Source organism: Pseudomonas sp. 382, assembly GCF_002759075.1.
GTDB classification, from domain to species: domain Bacteria; phylum Pseudomonadota; class Gammaproteobacteria; order Pseudomonadales; family Pseudomonadaceae; genus Aquipseudomonas; species Aquipseudomonas vlassakiae.
The window spans coordinates 1-3,904 of sequence record NZ_PEMX01000080.1; the positions used below are offsets into that span (position 1 = coordinate 1).

The window sequence follows — 3,904 nt, forward strand, 5'->3', positions numbered from 1 at the left end:
CGGAGGACGCCCAGCTCACACTCGTCGAGTACGTGGACTTCGAGTGCGCGTACTGTGCGCACGCCACCGGTTCGTGGGACGATCTTCGCGCCCACTTCGGTGACGACCTGCGGTATGTGGTGCGCCATCTGCCGCACCACCCGCACGGGCCGATTGCCGCGAGGGCGTCCGAGGCAGCGGCGAACCAGGGGATGTTCTGGCCGTGGCTGGACTTCGTGTTCACCCGTCAGCATGCGCTGGAGCGCGAGCATCTGATCGGCTACGCCGTCGAGCTTGGGCTCGACGTCGAACGGTTCATCGCGGATCTCGACAGCACCGCGGTGATCGAGCGTGTCGAGCGCGACCTCGCCAGTGCGGTCGCCAGCGGTGCGCACGCCACGCCGACGTTCTTCGTCGAGGGTCGTCGTCTGCGCGGCAGCTACGACGCCCGCACTGTCACCGCAGCGCTCGAAGCCAGCCGCCGCGGCACCCGAACTCAGGAAGTCCCGTCCTGAGCAGGACGAACTAAAGGATAAAAACTTGCCAAACAATTCTTTCGGTGAATCCTCTTGTACTGCTGCGGCCAGCGGCATGGTGGAAGTGCGCGGTGCGCGCGAGAACAACCTCAAGGAGGTGGACGTCTCCATCCCGCGTAACGCGCTGGTGGTGTTCTCGGGTGTCTCCGGCTCCGGCAAGTCCTCGCTGGCCTTCGGCACCATCTATGCCGAGGCCCAGCGACGCTACTTCGAGTCGGTGGCCCCCTATGCGCGGCGACTGATCGAACAGGCCGGCGTGCCGGACGTCGATGCGATCGACGGCCTGCCGCCGGCGGTGGCGCTGCAGCAGCAGCGGGGCTCCAGCAACGCGCGTTCCTCCGTGGGCAGTGTGACCACCTTGTCCAGCCTGGTGCGGATGATGTATTCGCGCGCCGGCGCCTATCCGGCCAACCAGCCGATGCTGTACGCCGAGGATTTTTCGCCCAACACGCCGCAGGGAGCGTGCCCGACCTGCCACGGCCTGGGCCATGTGTACGAGGTGACCGAGGCCATCATGGTGCCCGATCCCTCCCTGAGCATCCGCGAGCGGGCGATCGCCTCCTGGCCCCCCGCCTGGCAAGGCCAGAACCTGCGCGACATCCTGGTCAGCATGGGCTACGACGTTGACCGACCGTGGAAGGACCTGCCGAAGAAGGACCGCGACTGGATTCTGTTCACCGAGGAAACACCGACGGTGCCGGTGTACGCGGGCTTCACGCCGGCCGAAACCCGCGCCGCGCTCAAGCGCAAGATGGAGCCGAGCTACATGGGCACCTTCACCAGCGCCCGGCGGTATGTGCTGCACACCTTTGCCAATACCCAGAGCGCGCTGATGAGAAAGCGCGTGTCCCGGTTCATGGAGGGGAAACCGTGCCCCACCTGCCACGGCAAGCGGCTCAAGTCCGAGGCGCTGTCGGTCACCTTCGCCGGCGTGGACATCGGCGCGTTCATGCAGATGCCGCTGGACCAGTTGGCGGCCTTGCTCGAACCCATCGCCCAGGGCGATTTCCGCGTCCATGCAGCGGGGGCGGCTACGGACAAGGAAGCGACCCGACGCGACCGTGCCGAACGCGCGGCCTCCGGGCGCGCCGTCCATGCGGTATCGCCCGACGTGCGCCGCACCTCGGCGCTATCGGAAGAAAAGCGCCTCGCCGCGCAGCGCCTGGCCGGTGGCGTGATGGCACGCCTGCGCCAACTGCGTGGGCTGGGCCTGGGCTACCTGACGCTGGACCGGACCACGCCGACGCTTTCGGCCGGCGAGTTGCAGCGCCTGCGGCTGGCCACGCAATTGAGTTCCCTGCTGTTCGGTGTCGTGTACGTGCTCGACGAGCCCTCGGCGGGCCTGCACCCCTCCGACAGCCAGACCCTATACGACGCGCTCGACCGGCTGCGCGATGCCGGCAACTCGGTATTCGTGGTGGAGCACGACCTGGACCTGATGCGCCGCGCGCAATGGCTGGTGGATGTCGGGCCGGATGCCGGAGAGCGTGGCGGCCGCGTGCTCTACAGCGGCGAGCCGGATGGCCTGCGCAAGATTGCCGAATCGCGCACCGCCCGCTATCTGTTCGAGGAGATCCCCGCGCCGGGAAGCCGGGCACGCGAAGCGACCGGCTGGCTGGAACTGCAGGGCATCCACCGCCACAACCTGCATGGCGTGGATGCACGCATTCCGCTGGGCGTGCTGACGGCCGTCACCGGTATCTCCGGCTCCGGCAAGTCCAGCCTCGTCGCGCAGGCCCTGCCGGAGTTGGTGCTGCTGCACCTGGGCCACGAGCCGGAAGACGATGCGGCCGAAAGCGCCACCAACGAAGGGCCGGCGGTGATCGAAGCGACTGGCGGTCATCTGGCGGGCGATGTGGACGCCATACAGCGCCTGGTGCAGGTGGACCAGAAGCCGATCGGGCGCACGCCGCGCTCGAACCTGGCTACCTACACCGGCCTGTTCGACCACGTGCGCAAGCTGTTCGCCGCCACGCCCGACGCTCGCCGCCGCCGCTATGACGCCGGCCGTTTCTCGTTCAACGTCGCCAAGGGGCGCTGCGAGACCTGCGAAGGCGAGGGCTTCGTCAGCGTGGAACTGCTGTTCATGCCCAGCGTGTACGCGCCGTGCCCGACGTGCCATGGCGCACGCTACAACGAGGCCACGCTGAAGGTGCAATGGAACGGGCGCAACATCGCCGAGGTGCTGCAGATGACCGTGGACGAAGCCAGCGAATTCTTCGCGGGTGAAGACGCTGTGGCAAGGCCACTGCAACTGCTGCGCGATATCGGACTGGGCTACCTGCGCCTGGGGCAACCGGCCACCGAGCTTTCCGGTGGCGAGGCGCAGCGTATCAAGCTGGCGACCGAGCTTCAGCGCAGCCAGCGCGGCCGAAGCCTGTACGTGCTCGACGAGCCGACTACCGGGCTGCATGCGTCGGACGCCGACCGGCTGCTGGTGCAGTTGCAGCGCCTGGTCGATGCCGGCAATACCGTAGTGATGATCGAACACGATATGCGCGCGGTGGCCCAGGCTGATTGGGTGATCGACGTGGGGCCTGGTGCAGGCGCTGCCGGCGGCAGCATCGTGGTGGCGGGCTCCCCTCAGCAGGTGGCCCGAACGTCTGGCAGCAGAACCGCTCCGTTCCTTGCACAGGAGTTGGCGCGGGCCGAGTAGCTGAGTTCGCCAAATGTTGCCAATTTTCGCGGGGCATTGATCGTCGCCACACGACGGTGGCGATCAATGCCCGAATCGCGTCATCCTTCCTGAGTCAGAGCAAGATAGGGGGTGTTGGGCGGTATTTCGGCGAGTGCCAAGGACCCATCTTCGAGGAGGTAGCCATGCAGTCGGCGGGGCTTCCTCGGACCCGTGACTTCACAGGTCCAAATGTTCAGGCCATTGGGCTGCTTTCGATGTAGCTGCAGCTTCTCGAAGCGCTTCTGCACCCAGTGCCAATCCTGTTGATTCTCCTGCTTGGCGAGTGCGGCCACTTCGGGATGCTCCTGCGCATAGCGTTGGAACACACCCGGGCTGACTAGGTAGGCCGTGTCATTCACCGTATGCACGAGTGCCTTCGCGTCATTGATGATGAGCCGTCGTGAGGCGATTCCCTGCTTCAGCCAAACCATGAACTGTTCCCCGGATGGCTTCGTTGCCGATGGCCCAGGCGTAGGCGCGGGTGCAGGTGCAGGCGATGGAATGGACGTCGCGGCTGTTGCTGGCGCGGGGGTGTGGAGGAACTCCTCGGCATCCTGGCCAACGCCGGCCAACTCACCCAAGCCTACCATCGCGAGCAAATCCTCCATGACGTCGGGCACGGGCTGGGCTGCGGGCGGTGAAACGATGGTGGTGCTGTCGCCCTCCCAAATCGGAGGCTCTTGACCTCCCTGCGCTGGGTTCACCGAGACGG

At 66.5% G+C, this 3,904-nt stretch carries 3 protein-coding genes; 2 read left to right on the top strand and 1 reads right to left on the bottom strand.

Features of this window, described 5'->3' with window-relative positions; all coding sequences use genetic code 11:
- Both CQW31_RS30605 and CQW31_RS30610 read left to right on the top strand, forming a co-directional pair.
- Positions 1-494 (top strand): thioredoxin domain-containing protein (locus tag CQW31_RS30605; RefSeq protein ID WP_158238199.1); only part of this gene is annotated, 494 nt, incomplete at its 5' end.
- A 25-nt stretch (positions 495-519) separates the two neighbouring features.
- On the top strand, positions 520-3,171 hold the full coding sequence (locus tag CQW31_RS30610; RefSeq protein WP_016486904.1) for an excinuclease ABC subunit UvrA: 2,652 nt from the start codon (positions 520-522) through the stop codon (positions 3,169-3,171).
- 80 nt (positions 3,172-3,251) lie between these two features.
- Here CQW31_RS30610 and CQW31_RS30615 read toward each other — a convergent pair.
- Positions 3,252-3,904: conjugal transfer nickase/helicase domain-containing protein (locus CQW31_RS30615; protein ID WP_158238200.1), on the bottom strand; the 653-nt coding region annotated here is incomplete at its 5' end.